Raw genomic sequence first — 14,667 nt, 5'->3', positions numbered from 1 at the left:
CGCGGGCCGGCGCTGCACGGCTTCAGGTTCAAGGCACGACGGCATCACCCCAGCGCCTCGTCACACCGCCCGCAGACGGCCTCGTGCTTGTGCGTGCCTACATCCGGCAGGATCTTCCAGCACCGCTGGCACTTCTCGCCCTCGGCCTTCTCGAAGACCACGCCCACGCCTTCCACTTCCGGCATCCGGAAGGCCTCGGAAGGCGCCGGGTCGCCCGAGAGCGACACGGCGGAGGTGATGCAGATGTCGTCGAAGGCGACCGTCTTCAGCGCCTCCAGCACGCCCGCATCCTCCACATGCACCACGGGCGCGGCCTCCAGCGAGGCCCCGATGACCTTCTCGCGTCGCTGCACCTCCAGCGCCGCCGTCACCACGCGCCGCGCGCGCCGCACGCCCGCCCACTTGGCCGCCAACGCCTCGTCCCGCCAGCCTGCCGGGGTCTCGGGGATATCGACCAGATGCACCGAGGAGCCCTCGCCACCGAACCGCTCCAGCCAGACCTCCTCCATCGTGAAGACGAGCACCGGCGCGAGCCATGTGGTCAGCCGGTGGAAGAGAATGTCCAGCACCGTTCGCGCCGCCCGCCGCCGGGCCGAGTCGCCATCGCAATAAAGCGCATCTTTGCGCACATCGAAGTAGAAGCTCGAAAGCTCCACCGTGGCAAAGTTGAACACTGCCTGAAACACACCCTGGAAGTCGTAGGCATTGTAGCCCTTGCGCACGACCTCATCGAGTTCCGCCAGCCGGTGCAGCACCCAGCGCTCCAGCTCGGGCATATCGGCAGGCTCCACAGCCTGAGCCGCGTCATAGCCCGCAAGGTTGCCCAGCAAGAAGCGCATGGTGTTGCGCAGCCGCCGGTAGCTGTCGGCCACCCCTTTCAGGATCTCTGGCCCGATCCGCTGATCGGCGGTGTAATCCGTCTGCGCCACCCAGAGCCGCAGGATGTCGGCGCCATACTGCTTCACCACCTCTTCGGGGACGATGGTGTTGCCGAGCGACTTCGACATCTTGTTGCCCTTCTCGTCCAGCGTGAAACCGTGGGTCAGCACGCCGCGATAGGGGGCAACGCCGCGGGTGCCAACCGACTGCAGCAGCGACGAGTGGAACCAGCCGCGGTGCTGGTCGGTGCCCTCAAGGTAAAGGTCTGCCACCCCATCAGGCGAGCCGTCCTCGCGGTCGCGCAGCACGAAGGCATGGGTCGACCCGGAGTCGAACCACACGTCGAGCACGTCGAAGACCTGATCGTAGTCGTCCGCGTTGTAATCACTGCCAAGGAAGCGCTCCTTGGCCCCTTCCGCATACCACGCATCCGCGCCCTCGGCTTCGAAGGCCTCGATGATCCGCGCGTTCACCGCCGCATCGCGCAGCAAGAAGCCCTCGTCATCGGGCATCGCGCCCTTCTTCACGAAGCAGGTCAGCGGCACGCCCCAGGCCCGCTGGCGCGAAAGCACCCAGTCAGGACGCGATTCCATCATGGAATACAAACGGTTGCGCCCGCTCTGCGGGGTCCACTTCACCTGGTCGATGGCGGTCAGCGCGCGCTGGCGGATGGTGGTGCCAAGGCTATCCTGCCCGTCGCCCAAATCCTTGTCGATGGCAGCAAACCACTGCGGCGTGTTGCGATAGATCAGCGGCGCCTTGGAGCGCCAGCTATGCGGGTAGCTGTGGGTGATCCGACCGCGCGCGATCAGCATGCGGGCCTCGGCGAGCTTGTCGATCACCGCCTTGTTGGCCCCGCCTTCCTTGCCGTTCGGCTTGATGATGACCTCACCGCCAAAGAACGGCAGATCGGCGCGGAAGGAGCCATCCTCCAGCACGTTGTAGGTCATCGGCAGGCCATACTGGCGGCCGATCTGGTAGTCGTCGTCACCATGGCTCGGGGCGGTATGCACAAAGCCGGTGCCGGCCTCGGCGGTCACATGCTCGCCCGGCAGCATCGGCACGTCATAGTCCCACTCGCCTTCGGCCCCGGCCACCTTGTAGAGCGGATGCACGGTTTTCATCGCGCCCAGCTCGGCAGCCGCAGCGCCCCGCAGGCGCTCGTAGCTTTCGACCCGCGCCTGCGCCATCACCGCCTCGGCCAGATCGTCGGCCAGCAGGTACTTGTCGCCCACCCGCGCCCAGTTGTCCTCCGCCGCGCCGGTCACGCGGTAAAGGCCATAGCTGATCTCGGGGCTGAAGCAGACCGCCCGGTTCTGCGGGATGGTCCAGGGCGTCGTCGTCCAGATGATCACCGAGGTCTCGGCAAAATCCTCGGCCATGGCGTTCACCGCCGCCATCACCGCATCCTGCCCCTCGTGACCCTCCGCCGCGAAATGCTCGATCAGCTCCGGCGTGCCCGAGAACCCACCGATCCGGAACTTCACCCAGATCGTGTGGCTCTGGTGGTCATGGTATTCCACCTCCGCCTCGGCCAGCGCGGTTTTCTCGACCGGCGACCACATCACCGGCTTGGAGCCCTGATAGAGCGCCCCGTTCATCAGGAACTTCTGGAACTCGGCGGCAATCGTCGCCTCGGCGTGGAAATCCATCGTCAAGTAAGGCTCGGGCCAGTTGCCAGTCACGCCCAGCCGCTTGAACTCCTCGCGCTGGATATCCACCCACTTCTCGGCAAAAGCCCGGCACTCCTGCCGCAGCTCGACAATCGGCACCTCGTCCTTGTCGCGGCCCTTCTGGCGATATTTCTCCTCGATCTTCCACTCGATCGGCAACCCGTGGCAGTCCCAACCGGGGATGTAGCGCGCATCGCGGCCCATCATCTGCTGCGAGCGCACCACCATGTCCTTCAGAATCTTGTTCAGCCCGTGGCCGATGTGCAGGTGGCCGTTGGCGTAAGGAGGCCCATCGTGCAGCGTGAAAGGCTCCCGGCCCTCCTTCTCGCGCAGGCGGTCATAAACCCCGATCTCCTCCCAGCGGGCCAGCCAGCCCGGTTCGCGCTTGGGCAGGCCCGCGCGCATCGGAAATTCGGTTTGGGGAAGGTTCAGCGTGTCTTTGTAGTCAGGCGTGTCGGCGCACATGGGGGGCGTCCTTGGCGTGGTCTTTTCGGGTGTTCGGTGAGGGGCGGCGCGGCAGGCCATGCGCCTTGTCCCGGCGGCTCATCTGTCAGAGCGCCGGGCCGCTAATTCGAATGATGGCGAGGCCCGAGAACATCATGGGGAGGCTTATAGGCAGGGGCGCGGGCAAGGTCCAGCACGTAGGGCGGAGTTGCCCTGCCACCCGCAGGGCCCTCACTCCGGCGGCCTGTCCTCTTCTGCACCCTGTGCCGCGCCATCTTCGTCCGCAGCCCGCTCCGCCGCCTCCTGCGCCGCCCAACGGTTGAGCCAGGCCAGCGCGGCCAGCGACAGCCCGAGCGCGAGGAAGGAGAACACCCGGAACAGCCCGGTCAGCCCCCGCGCGTCGATCAGGAACACCTTCACCACAGCCAGCCCAATCACCACCAGCGCCGCACGCCGCAACACGGTCGAGCCCTTGGCAATCGCTTGCCAGAGCAGCACCGCACCAAGGGCGATCAGCACCACCGTGTAGGTATAAAGCTCGCCATCGAACCAGCCGTTTCCGTACCAGAGCCCGCCCGGCTGCCAGAACCGTCGGATCTCCAGAAACACCCAGAACCCTGCAAGCCCCACAGCCGCGCCCAGCCCCCCTCGGCGCCACCAGCGCCCGCCGATCCGGGCAAGCAGGGCAAACACCAGCGCCGGGCCGAGATAGGCCGCCGCCAGCGTGTCAAACACCAGCGGACCGTGCACCGTGGTATCGGGCAGCGAGAAGCCCCCGGCCGAGAGGAACGGGTTGGAGAGGGTCAGCCCGATCAGCAGGAAGAACCCGGCCACCACCGTATAGCCCGCCGCCAGCACCACGCGCAGCCATTTCAGCCAGCCGCCCAGCCGCATCCGGTACACCTGCGCGGCAGCACAGAGCAGCCAGACCATCGCGGTCAGCCCCATCGTCCAATGGCTCGCCAGCTCATCCGTGCCGACCCGCTCGTCGATGAACCGGCATATCGTGGCGGTCACGAAGATGCCGCCGATCATCAGCAGCCCGCTTTCCAGAAAGGCCCGGCCCAGCGTGCGCTGTGCCTCCGGCATGATCCGCCATGCCGCCGCCATCCCGCCGAGCGCCGCGCTGAAGCCAAGCAGGAAGGCGCCCCAACTGGCCTCGACCGACCAAAAGAGCCCCGGGTCGATCACCACGCGCCAGCCCAGCACGATCACCCCGAGCGCGATGAACACCTGCATCTCCCGCAGGCGGAACCGCCGGTCGAGCCATGCGGCCATCACCAGCAGCACCGCGAGCGCCACCGTCAGCGCCTCCTTGGTCAGCAGCACAAAAAGCGCCAGCGCGATCAGCGAGGCCGCCGAGAGCACCGCCCAGGCCGTGCGCCGCGCCGGGCCGCCATCGGCGCGCGCAAAACGCACCGCAATCGCCACCATCAGCGCCGCCAGCCCCAGCACATGCCCCGCCCAGCCAAAGGTGCCCGGCACCCGCGGCGACAGCCAGAACAGCTCCAGCCCCAGCGGCACCAAGGGCGCGAAGAGCGCCGCGAAGATGCCCCAGAACAGCGCCACCCGGCCCACGCCCTCGCGGCCGTCCACGAGGCTGCGCCACGCCGCGGCCACCGTGCCATGAGCCGCAAGCACCAGCACAAGGCTCGCCTCCAGCGGCAAGGCAGGCAGCGGGTTGCCGGTGGCGTCCACCTGCACCGTGTCACGCATCAGCACCGCGCCCATCACGCTCTCCAGCGGGATCACCGCCAAAAATCCCAGCGCCGGAAACAGCACCAACTCGCCCAGCGCCTTCGCCTGCCACGCCCAGAGGGCGACCGCGAGGATCAGCACCGTGTAGAGCCCCTCGATCAGCAAAAACTCCGCTGCGCCCGCGCGGGGCAGAACGAGCAGCACAGCGCTCGCCGTGGCCATCGCGCCCCACGCGATGAGCACCTCGTATCCGCCCCGCCCCGAGCCCTTGTCGAGCAGCCAGCGTAGCGGTGCGCCGCCCTCATGGGTCGGCCCGATCTCGCGGCGCGGAAAGGCCATCGCCGCCAGCACCAGCACGGTGAGCAGCACCGCGAAGCCCGGCATCTCGCCCGATCCTGCAAACACAGCCAGCCCGCCAAGGGCGGCCACGCCCAGCGCCAGCACGGAAACCCAGCGCCATTGGCGCCACGCATCAATTGCCAGCCCCGCCACGCCGAGCAATCCGTAGTAAACGTAAAACAGCGTCGCGCCTTCGGCCTCGCCCCCCACGAGGAAGGGCGCCGCCCCCGCGCCGATCAGCCCGAAGGCCGCCAACACCGGGCCATTGAGCCAGCCCAGTAGCATCGCCCCCACCGACACGGCCACCAGCCCCGCCATCGCGGTGCCTGCGCCGATCAGGTCATAGAGCGACCGCGCCGCCAGCACCGCGCCGTAGAGCGAAACAATCCCCGCCGCGCTGAACGTGTCCGGCAGATAGGCGGTCGCGTCCCCCGCGCTCTGCCTGCGGCGGATCCATTCGCCCCCGGCAATCAGCGCCGCGCCCAGCGCCAGCGCCGCGGCCACCCGCATCACCGGCGTCAGATAGCCCTGCTCGATCCCGTATTGCACTAGGAACAGCCCGGCGAGGGCGAGGCTAAGGGCAGAGACGGCGTAAAACCAGTTGGCCTGCAACCACGCCACCAGCTTGCCGCCACCGCGCGGCACCACCGGCCCCGCCTCCGGGGCGGGCCCGTCCACTGACGGGTCATAGCCCTCTTCCCACGGCAGCTTGCGCCGCGCGGGCGCCGCCTCTTCCGGCTCCGGCTCTGCGCGCGCAGGCGTCGCGGCCGGGTCCATCAACTCCCGCGCTGTCTTGCGCTCCTGTGGCGGGGGCGCCGCCGTCTCGGCTGCGGGCCGCTGCACTTCCGCGCCCCGCTTCAGCCCTTCGATCTCCCGCAGAGCCCGGTCAAGGCTGCGCCGCATCCGCCCCAAGCCCATCTGGACGGCCACCAACCAGACCAGCTGGCCGATGACGCAGAGCGTCAGAAACGCAACCACAACTTCCACAATCCGCCCCCATTGCCCCCGGTCCGGAAACAGTAACGCCCTGAAACCTCACAGGGAAGCACTGGCAAACCGGCGCTACCCGTCCTCCCGCGCCGCCTCGCTCCGGCCAAAAAGCCCCGTGAGCGCACGGCGCACCAGCCCCGTCACGCTGGGCCGCCTGCCCTCGCCAAAGGGCAGCGGGCGGCACACCTCCATCGCGGCCACACCGACCCGCGCGGTGAGCGCACCATTGATCACCCCTTCGCCGAATCGGCGCGACAGCTTGCTGAGCACCCCGCCGCCCGCGACCGAGCCGATCAGGTCATCGCCCACCGCCACAGCGCCCGTGGCCACCAGATGTGCCAGCACCGTCCTCGTCAGCCGCCAGCTGCCCAGCACGCCCGCTCGCCCGCCATATACCTCGGCGATCCGCCGGATCATCCGCATGTTGGAGGTGAGCGCGGTGAACACATCGGCCAGCGCAAGCGGCACCACCGCCGTCACCGTGGCCACCTGCCGCGCCGCCGCCTCCACCTCGGCCTGCGCCGCGGCGTCGAGCGGCACCAGCAACTCTCGCTCCGCCAGGGCCAGCAGTGCATCGGCGTCAAAGGCATCACCCCGCCGCTCCGCCAGCCGCTCCCTTCCCCAGCGCGTGTCATCCCGCGTGGCATAGAGCCGCTCCAGCCGGTCCACCACGCCCCGCGCCGCGCCCAGATCGCCGCTCGCCAGCGCCCCGGCGGCCGCCTTCTGGAGCCCGTCGAGTCGCGCCAGCCGGGCAAAGGCCGCCAACTCGCGCAGCGCCATCACCGCCAGCGCCAGCAGCGTCACCGCAATCAGCACCGTCGCCACCCATCCCAGCACAGGGCTTCGCTCCAGCAGCCGCATCACGAAGTCCCATGCCGCGACCGAGACCACGAGGCTGACCACGCCTGCAAGCCCGGCCCAGAACAGCCGCGCAATCCGGCTGCCGGGCCGCGCCGAGCGCACCGCGAGCCGCTGCATCGCCGCAGGCCCCTGCGCCACCTCCGGCACCGGCGGGGCCTTGTCCGGCCCCGGCGCATCATCCTCTACCTCAAAGACCAGCGGCCCCGATTTCTCGCTCATCGCAACCTGTCTCCGATCAGGAATTCCGCCGCCCGGTCCAGCCGGATATGCGGCGGCCCCTCGCCCGGCGCGAGAGACACCTCCGCCGGCGCGAACTTCATCACCGCGTAATCGCCATCGAGCCACGCCTCGCGCCCGCCCCGCGCCGCGCCCAGCAGCCGCCCCGGATCTGCCGGCAAGGCACCCGGATACATCGCCGCTTTCTTGCCCGTCTCCATCAGCGTGCCGCGCACAAGGTCAATCTCGCGGCCCTCATGGTTGCGGGTCTCTTCGGTCGTGGCCCGCAGCGCGGCAATGCTCATCGCCTGCGTCTTGGCCCCGGCAAAATCCGCCCGGTCCTTCGCCTCGCGTACCAGCGCCTCTGTGATCGCCGTCAGGCTGCCATGCTGCTTGTGGTGCAGATGGTCCGCCTTGGTCGCCGCAAAGAGGATTTTTTCAACCCTGTGCCCGCCCAGAAGCCGGGTTAGCCAACCGTTTCGCCCCGGTTTGAACGCGCCCAGAATATCGGCCATCGCCTGCCGCAAATCCTCCAGCGCCTTCGGCCCCGCATGAATGGCACCCAGCACATCCACCAGCACCACCTGCCGGTCGATCTCGGCAAAATGGTCGCGGAAGAACGGCTTCACCACCGCCCGCTTGTAAGCCTCGAACCTCCGCGCCAGTTCCCGCCGCAGCGACCCGCGCGGTGCCTCGCCAGCAGGCAGCGGCGCAAATGTCAGCGCAGGCGAACCCTCCAGCTCCCCCGGCAGCAAAAACCGCCCCGGCGTGCAGTCGGAATACCCCGTCTCCCGCGCCGTCTTCAGATAGTCCGCAAAGGCCTCAGAGAGCCGCTTGGCCACCGGCTCCTCCAGCTTGCCCGCCCCGTCCACGGCCTCGAGCGCCGCAACAAACTGCTCGCCCTCCGCCCGCGCCCGCACCTTTTCCAGCGCCTGCGCGGCCCATTCGTCATAGCTCATGTCGAGCAAGCCAAGGTCCAGCAACCACTCGCCGGGGTAATCCACGATATCGAGATGCACCACCTGCGGCCCGCGCAAGCCGCCCAGCAGCCCGCCCGGCTGCACCTTCAGGCTCAGCCGCAGCTCGCTCACCGCCCGCGTGCTCTCGGGCCAGTGCGGCTCGGGGCCGACCATGGCGGCGAGGTGATCCTCATAGGCAAAGCGCGGCACCGTGTCGTCGGGCTGCGGCTGCAGATAGGCCGTCTGAATCGCCCCCTCTGCCGCCGCCCGCAACCCGCCCATGCGCGCCCGGTCCATCAGGTTGGCCACCAGCGAGGTGATGAACACCGTCTTGCCCGCCCGGCTCAACCCGGTCACACCCAGCCGGATGCGCGGCTCCAGAAAGCCCCCGGTGACCACATGGCCCACGGTCTCGACGCCCCGCGTCACCCCATCAACGATGGTTGAAACAACCACACCTGCCCCTTTCTCCGTTACAGCAGATACTTAGGGCAGGCAGCGGCCCATGTGTAGGGTGGGCAATCTGCCCCCACCCGGTCCTCAGAGCCGCCCGCTCTCCCACAGCCACCAGATCACCAGCCCGCTGATCAGCAGAAAGTTGAACGCCAGCCACCCGAGGATGCCCAGCACGACACCCTTGCGCCGGTCCGCCGGATCGACCGTCTCCAGAAACCGCCGCACCGACTTCTCCGCCTTGGCGATCCGTGCCGCATCATACTGAAAGGCGAACTTCGGCACCTCCATCCGGGCCTCCGTGTCGGCGATATAGGCGGCCTCGCGGCGCACCTTCCTCGGCAGCAGCCGGCCGCCCTTGCGCAGCTTCTCCGCCAGCGTCTCGCCCCGGCGGATGCCCAGCCGCTCTGCCATCATCACCGCCAGCCCGTCCGCCACCTGTTTCACCGGATGTTCCATGCCCCGCTTTTATCCCCGCCCATCGACACAGAAAACCCCGCTTGAGCCGCCGCGCCACCCGCGCTACCTCCATGTCATGCTGGCCACGACCCATTACGACGGCGCCCCCGCCGCCCCCGCCCTCCTCATCGCCCACGGCCTCTTCGGTTCTGCGCGCAACTGGAACGTCATCGCCAAGCGCCTCTCCGGCGCCCGCCAGGTGGTGACCGTCGACATGCGCAACCACGGCCAGTCGCCCTGGGCGGACAGCCACAGCTACGCCGACCTCGCCGCCGACCTCGCCGAGGTGATCGAGGCCGAGGGCGCGCCGATGGACCTGCTCGGCCACTCGATGGGCGGCAAAGCCTCGATGATGCTGGCCCTCTCCCGCCCCGAACTGATCCGCCGCCTTATCGTGGCCGACATCGCCCCCGTCGCCTACGCCCACACCCAAGCGCACCTGATCGACGCCATGCGCGCGCTCGACCTGACCAATCTCACCTCCCGCTCCGAGGCCGACAAGCGCCTCGCCGCCCTTGTCGATGAGCCCGGCACCCGCGCCTTCCTGCTGCAATCGCTCGACCTCAAGGCCGACCCACCCGCTTGGCGCTTCAACCTCGACACGCTGGAGCGCGACATGCCCGGCATCGTCGGCTGGCCCTCACCCACCGGCGAACACACCGGCCCCACGCTCTTTCTGACCGGCGCCGAGAGCGACTATGTCACCCCCGAGGCCCGGCCCGAGATCAAGGCCCGCTTCCCCAATGCCCGCTTCGCCAAGATCCCCGGCGCGGGCCATTGGCTCCATGCCGACAAGCCGCGCGAGTTCGAGGCGACCGTCGAGGCCTATCTGAGCGCCTAACCGGCGATCTGCCGCGCGACCAGCAGCGAGACTGGCACCGCCACCACCGCCCCCGCGGCCGCCGCCACGAGGATCGGCCAGAGCGTGTCATGCCCCGTCACAAGCGCGGCCACCACGAAGCTGCCCGCCAGCGTGGTGCCGATGAGCGAATACAAAACCAAAGCGAGCCGGATCATCGCCAGCCTCCATTGCAGCGCGCGTCCCGGCGCCACCCTGCCACGGGCAACACATTCAAACCTTGATATGCGTCAACCTAGGGGCAGGTCATCTTGCCCTTGGTCAGGTTGTAGTCGCCGCTGAGCGAGCCAAGCGCCACCTCGCAGCCCGTCACCTGCTTCACCGCCATTGCCACGGCAGCTGGATAGGTGCGGCTGTTCGGCCGCCCGAAGTTGGTGCGCACCACCTGAAACTCCGGGTCATCCGCGAAAACGTTGAAGGTGTATCCCATGGCCGAGGCCTTGCGGGCCGAATAGCCGCCCAAGTCCTCCTTCACGGTGTTGCAGCCCATCAGGGTGATTGAAAGGAATACTAGCCAGCGCATGGCCCCAGCCTGCGCCGCAGAGGGTTAACAAAGCCCTAACAGCTTAGATCTCACGGACCTCGCGGCTCTCCTTCCGCCGTCCGGGCAGCCAGACCCCCAGCAAAACCAGCAGCGCCAGCACGAAGACAATCGCCGCCAGCCACGCCAGCCCGGTGAACAGCAAGAACAACGCGCCCGCCACCGCCATCGCGGCAAGGGCATAGAGGATCACTTTGGCACGGCTGGGCATCTCGCAGGCTCCTTTGCTGGGTCGCCATCAAAACGCTCCCATGCCCGCCCCGGTTCCGCCCCGGCACGCGCGCCGCCCCCCCCCCCCAAAAAAACGCAGAAGGCGCCGCGGCAGAGGTCGCCCCCCGACGCAGCGCCTTCCTGAACAGGCCGGCCTCGCGGCCTTTCTGTTCGCATGCAACCGGCCTCGCGGCCCCTGCATGAGCGGGATCAACCCTTGCGGGCCGTCCCCCCTCCGGACACGGCTAGTGCCCTGCCCGGCCAACGCGCTGGCTTGCCCCGCCTTCCCCGCGCCGCCTCTATGAGACTTTGCCGTTTCGGCCAGTGGCGGCTCTTGCGAACCCGGTGCTCTCAACACGACCCGGCCTTGGTTTGCCCGCTCGGGCGCCCCGTCGCCTCGGCCGCTCCAGCCCCGAAGGCCCTCGCGCCCCGCTCCGGGTCTTGCGACCCCTTGCGTTAACAAAACCGTCACACTTCAGGCCTGAGTCGGGCAAGGCAAATTTAGGTCCGATGCGGAATTTCGTGGGGATAAACCACTGGAATAGCTTGTGAATAACCTGTGACTCGCGCCAAATCCGCCCGCAAAGCCAACCCCTTACCCCCGGCACACCGCCGCCATTCTCGCACCCCCCGGATTCCCACGCCGATCAGAGAGTGCTACCGTCCTGAAAACCCAACGTCCCGGAGCCACCCCATGAAACGCATCCCCCTCGCCCTTGTTGTCCTCACCCTCCTCTCGGCCTGTGAAACCGTGAAAGGGGTAGGGAGGGACGTGACGAACACGGCGGACGCTGTGCAGAATGCGTTTTGAGGGTTTTAAGTGATACACCGGCCCGCTAATTGGGCGAGCGAGCGCCACGTGGCTTGTTCTTCGAAGCCTCGGCCGCCTCATCCTGAACCGCAATCCATTTAGAATGCTCCGTTGAGATCAAGCTCTCAACACGCTCAACTAATAGTTTCCTTGCTTCTCGATCGTCTTCGATATCGTACGGGTCCGCTCGCTCGATGTACGTAAACTTTTCGTGCCGCAAAGCTTCACATGTGGAACGGTAGGTTATCCAATTGTGTTGCCACTGGTTGAGATGGCTAAGCCCTTCCAAGACGGCTATTATCGCACCGAGTATAGCAACCACGTACTGTGAATTTGGGAAATCGGAAACAGATAGAATTGGTATTAGCGCCGCAAAAACAATAGCGCACACCTTGCTTCGCTTGAAATAGCGCTGGCATGCCATACTCTTAGAATCATACCAATCGATTTGATCTTCTAGTCGAGCATAGCCACTGTCCGATTTCTGCGTCATCCAAAGTTACTCCGCAGTGAACCTAATTAGTGCGGCAGGATCCCAAAGCAGCCAAGGCCTACCTTGTACAGAAGACGGCAGGTGCAAACGCTGAGGGCCGTCAGGCAATCCCATTAGCAGGATCTCATTGCCTAGTTCAATAGAAGTCCGCAACTCCCAATCAACCCAATCGCTTTGATACGTTGTTTGACCCAGAAAGCAGATAGTCCCAGAGCACCTAGCGATCTTTGGCCTAATTTTAGACCTTATATAAGAAGCATCGGTACTTTTGTAGGCGATCCTTACCGATTCATCATAGAATTCTAGTGGATACCCTCTGTTCCACTTCATAAGCCTAACACCGTCTACCTGTTTCTTATCTTCCATCTGGAAGCTTAGAAATACACGCCGCATTGGACACCCCAATTCATAAGTCTGGCTCGAGAACCATCGAATTGTCGTCAGGCTACTGCACCAAGCTGGTCGCCGGAAGCCAAACTTTTGGGGAAATGCTCACAAGCGGGCAAGGAGGGGCACACCAACACGGTGCGACCGTCGTCAAAGGCCAGCCAATCGCCGTGCTATCGAAATACACAAAAGTTGCTCAAGCCATTCGGACAGGGTGGGTTCACCGCAACTAGGTGCAATGATCCACGGAGTGGTCACGCAGTTTTCTATCGAAAACCGCTTCCGCCCACCGTCACTCAAAATGGACAGCCTCAGCTGTCCATTTTGAGTGCAGAAATAAACGCCTCCTGCGGGATATCCACCTTCCCGAACTGGCGCATCTTCTTCTTGCCGGCCTTCTGCTTCTCCAGCAGCTTCTTCTTCCGCGTCGCGTCCCCGCCGTAGCACTTCGCCGTCACGTCCTTCCGCAGGGCGCTCAGCGTCTCCCGCGCAATCACCTTGCCGCCGATGGCCGCCTGAATAGGGATCTTGAACATGTGGCGGGGGATCAGCTCTTTCAGCTTCTCGCACATCGCCCGGCCCCGCTGCTCGGCCCGGTCGCGGTGGACCATCATGCTCAGCGCGTCCACCGGCTCGTCGTTCACCAGCACCGACATCTTCACAAGATTGTCCTGCCGGTAGCCCGTCATCTGGTAGTCGAACGAGGCATAGCCCTTCGTGATGCTCTTCAGCCGGTCGTAAAAATCGAACACCACCTCGTTCAGCGGCAGGTCATAAACCACCATCGCCCGGCCGCCCACGTAGGTCAGGTCCATCTGGATGCCCCGCCGCTCCTGGCAGAGCTTCAGCACGTCGCCAAGGTAGTCGTCGGGCACGAGGATCGTCGCCTTGATCCGCGGCTCCTCCACGTGGTCCACATGGGTCAGGTCGGGCATGTCAGCGGGGTTGTGCAACTCCCGCATCTCCCCGTCCTTCATGTAGAGGTGATACACCACCGACGGCGCGGTGGTGATCAGCTCGATGTCGTATTCCCGCTCGATCCGGTCGCGGATCACTTCGAGGTGCAGCAGCCCGAGGAACCCGCAGCGAAAGCCGAAGCCCAGCGCGGCGCTCGTCTCCATCTCGTAGCTGAAGGAGGCATCGTTCAGCGCCAGCTTCTCGATCGCATCCCGCAGGTCTTCGAACTCGGCGCTGTCCACCGGGAACAGCCCGCAGAACACCACCGGCACAGAGGGTTTGAAGCCCGGCAGCGGCTTGTCGGTGCCCTTCTTCTCGGTGGTGATCGTGTCACCCACCCGCGTGTCGCGCACCTGCTTGATCGACCCGGTGAAAAACCCGATCTCCCCCGGCCCCAGCGTGTCCACCGGCAGCAGCGCGGGCTTGAACACGCCAAGCCGCTCCACCGGATAGACCGCCCCGGTGCTCATCATCTTGATCCGGTCGCCCTTTTTCAGCACGCCGTCCTTGATCCGCACCAGCACGATCACGCCGAGGTAGGCATCGTACCACGAATCCACCAGCATCGCCTTCAGCGGCGCGTCCCGTTCGCCCTGCGGCGCGGGCAGCACCTTCACGATGGCCTCCAGCGTCTCCTTGATGCCCACGCCCGTCTTGGCGCTGACCCGGATCGCGCCCGAGGCATCGATCCCGATCACATCTTCGATCTGCTCCGCCACCCGGTCGCAATCGGAGGCCGGCAGGTCGATCTTGTTCAGCACCGGCACAATCTCGTGGTCCGCGTCAATCGCCTGGTAGACGTTGGCCAGCGTCTGCGCCTCGACCCCTTGGGTAGAGTCCACCACCAGCAGCGAGCCCTCCACGGCGCGCATGCTCCGCGAGACCTCATAGGCAAAGTCCACGTGGCCGGGCGTGTCGATCAGGTTGAGCACGTAGCGCTCCCCGTCTTCGGCCTCGTAGTCGATCCGCACGGTCTGCGCCTTGATGGTGATGCCCCGCTCCCGCTCGATATCCATCGAGTCCAGAAGCTGCTCCTTCATGTCGCGGTCCTGCACCGTCCCGGTCGACTGGATCAGCCGGTCGGCAAGCGTGGATTTCCCGTGGTCGATATGGGCGACGATGGAGAAGTTGCGGATGTGTTTCAGGTCGGTCATCCGGCTCATATGCTGGGGTTTCAGCCCCCCGTCAAGCGGCGGCGCAAGGGCGGGTGCGGCCTTGTGAACGGGGCTCTGGCCCCTCTGGCCCACCGCGCCGCGCCAACGGGCCGGACCCAGCGCCTGACCACACGCCAACCAATGCGCCGCGCCTCAACGCCACCCCGTCCACGCACCGACCGTCACAAGCGCGCCCCTCACACCGCCTCACGCGCGTTTGCGCCCACTGTTTCCACCCCGCGCACAATCTATTGGCCCCGCCGCGGCCCCTGCCACAAGACATG

Annotated in this window: 12 protein-coding genes; 1 reads left to right on the top strand and 11 read right to left on the bottom strand. The window is 66.3% G+C overall.

Annotated features, from left to right (window positions below; genetic code table 11):
• Nucleotides 1–44 precede the first annotated feature (44 nt).
• From ileS to ACUXVX_RS08755, 5 genes are all read right to left on the bottom strand, one after another.
• A complete protein-coding gene (gene ileS / locus ACUXVX_RS08775; protein ID WP_446311223.1) occupies nt 45–3,017 on the bottom strand; it encodes an isoleucine--tRNA ligase in 2,973 nt (990 codons plus the stop codon).
• A 210-nt stretch (nt 3,018–3,227) separates the two neighbouring features.
• Nucleotides 3,228–6,020, bottom strand: a complete 2,793-nt coding sequence (locus ACUXVX_RS08770; protein ID WP_446311222.1) for a DUF2339 domain-containing protein — start codon at nt 6,018–6,020, stop codon at nt 3,228–3,230.
• Nucleotides 6,021–6,095: 75 nt separating this feature from the next.
• The gene (locus ACUXVX_RS08765; protein WP_446311221.1) at nt 6,096–7,103 is read right to left on the bottom strand and encodes a YcjF family protein; all 1,008 of its coding nucleotides are present in this window, start codon (nt 7,101–7,103) and stop codon (nt 6,096–6,098) included.
• Complete coding sequence (locus ACUXVX_RS08760) at nt 7,100–8,515, bottom strand: YcjX family protein (RefSeq protein ID WP_446311220.1); 1,416 nt, start codon at nt 8,513–8,515, stop codon at nt 7,100–7,102. Before ACUXVX_RS08760 ends, ACUXVX_RS08765 begins: the two co-directional genes overlap by 4 nt.
• Before the next feature lie 84 nt (nt 8,516–8,599).
• Entirely contained in the window at nt 8,600–8,971 is a 372-nt protein-coding gene (locus ACUXVX_RS08755) for a hypothetical protein (RefSeq protein ID WP_222469946.1), read from the bottom strand.
• A 76-nt stretch (nt 8,972–9,047) separates the two neighbouring features.
• On the opposite strand from ACUXVX_RS08755, the gene ACUXVX_RS08750 reads away from it, so the two are divergent.
• Nucleotides 9,048–9,812 (top strand): alpha/beta fold hydrolase, encoded by a 765-nt coding sequence (locus ACUXVX_RS08750; protein WP_446311219.1) that lies wholly within the window; start codon nt 9,048–9,050, stop codon nt 9,810–9,812.
• On the opposite strand, the gene ACUXVX_RS08745 is transcribed toward ACUXVX_RS08750, so the two are convergent.
• The 6 genes from ACUXVX_RS08745 to lepA form a co-directional block, all read right to left on the bottom strand.
• Nucleotides 9,809–9,988: a CTP synthetase gene (locus tag ACUXVX_RS08745; RefSeq protein ID WP_222469948.1), complete on the bottom strand. Its 180-nt coding sequence runs from the start codon at nt 9,986–9,988 to the stop codon at nt 9,809–9,811. The two genes, ACUXVX_RS08750 and ACUXVX_RS08745, sit on opposite strands and share 4 nt — an antisense overlap.
• A gap of 77 nt (nt 9,989–10,065) precedes the next feature.
• Entirely contained in the window at nt 10,066–10,353 is a 288-nt protein-coding gene (locus ACUXVX_RS08740; RefSeq protein ID WP_446311218.1) for a hypothetical protein, read from the bottom strand.
• Nucleotides 10,354–10,396: 43 nt separating this feature from the next.
• Nucleotides 10,397–10,582 (bottom strand): hypothetical protein, encoded by a 186-nt coding sequence (locus ACUXVX_RS08735; protein ID WP_222469950.1) that lies wholly within the window; start codon nt 10,580–10,582, stop codon nt 10,397–10,399.
• Between the two features lie 835 nt (nt 10,583–11,417).
• Complete coding sequence (locus tag ACUXVX_RS08730) at nt 11,418–11,885, bottom strand: DUF4231 domain-containing protein (RefSeq protein ID WP_446311217.1); 468 nt, start codon at nt 11,883–11,885, stop codon at nt 11,418–11,420.
• 6 nt (nt 11,886–11,891) lie between these two features.
• Complete coding sequence (locus ACUXVX_RS08725; protein ID WP_446311523.1) at nt 11,892–12,215, bottom strand: TIR domain-containing protein; 324 nt, start codon at nt 12,213–12,215, stop codon at nt 11,892–11,894.
• A 368-nt stretch (nt 12,216–12,583) separates the two neighbouring features.
• Entirely contained in the window at nt 12,584–14,383 is a 1,800-nt protein-coding gene (gene lepA, locus ACUXVX_RS08720) for a translation elongation factor 4 (protein ID WP_222491922.1), read from the bottom strand.
• Nucleotides 14,384–14,667 lie beyond the last annotated feature (284 nt).

This window comes from Vannielia sp. SX4, from assembly GCF_052828525.1.
Note: the sequence above shows the minus strand (reverse complement) of the source record. Positions and strands in the feature narration are given on the sequence as shown.